The sequence below is a fragment of the Grimontia indica genome (genome assembly GCF_000333895.2).
Taxonomy (GTDB): Bacteria; Pseudomonadota; Gammaproteobacteria; order Enterobacterales; family Vibrionaceae; genus Enterovibrio; species Enterovibrio indicus.
This window is the reverse complement of the sequence record NZ_ANFM02000082.1, coordinates 1-824: the sequence shown is the minus strand read 5'-3', so window position 1 is coordinate 824 and position 824 is coordinate 1. Positions and strand designations below refer to the sequence as shown.

Below are 824 nucleotides of genomic sequence, written 5' to 3'. Positions count from 1 at the left end.
TGTGTCTAACGCCTCGGCGAATGAAGGCGATGCGGCTTCTGTCACCATCACGCTCAGCAATGAGTCCACCACCCCTACCCGTGTGTTTATCGATGCGTACGGCGGCTCGGCCACCGAAGGCAAAGATTTCAACACCAAAGACCTCTGGGTCAATTACGGCAGTGGCTGGGTGAAAGCGACCGGCGATTTCTCCGGCGGAAACTGGATTAGTGTTCCGGCTAACACCAAGACCTTCCAAGTGCGCTCTCAAACCACAGAAGACGGCACTTACGAAGGCAATGAAAGCTACACCATCAAAGCCAAAGCCGATGGGCAAGGCAGTCTGGTGTCCGGTACGGTCACCATTGTCGAAGATGAAGCGCCGACTATTGTCACCTCTGTGACCAAGCTACGTGATGGCGTGGAAGGCAGTACCACACCGGGCTGGACCGTCAACTTCAATAACCCTGCTGATGAAGCCACCACGGTTCGTCTGAACTTCAACGACAGCTACCATCAGGCGAAATTTGGCGAAGATTATTCCGGTAAGGTGTTTATCTACAACCTGGCGGGACAGAAGATTGGCGAAGGCGACATCAACGCGGCCAATAACTACCGCCTCGACATTTCCGTTGCTGCTGGCCAAAACGGTGTGCGTATCTACGCACAGACCCTGAATGATAATGTCTATGAGGGCAACGAGACTATTCAGATCCAAGCTGCCGTGCCCGGCAGACAGGACTTTGTGCAGTCTGCTGAGGCCGTCATCACCGATGAAGCCGACAAGCCACGCGTCACCAGTGTGTCCAACACTTCCGCTAATGAAGGCGAGGCGGCTTCTGTCA

Annotated in this window: 1 pseudogene; it reads left to right on the top strand. The window is 54.5% G+C overall.

The features are described 5' to 3' along the window. Positions 1 to 824 (top strand): annotated as a pseudogene (locus D515_RS25940) (type I secretion C-terminal target domain-containing protein); the annotation flags it as partial.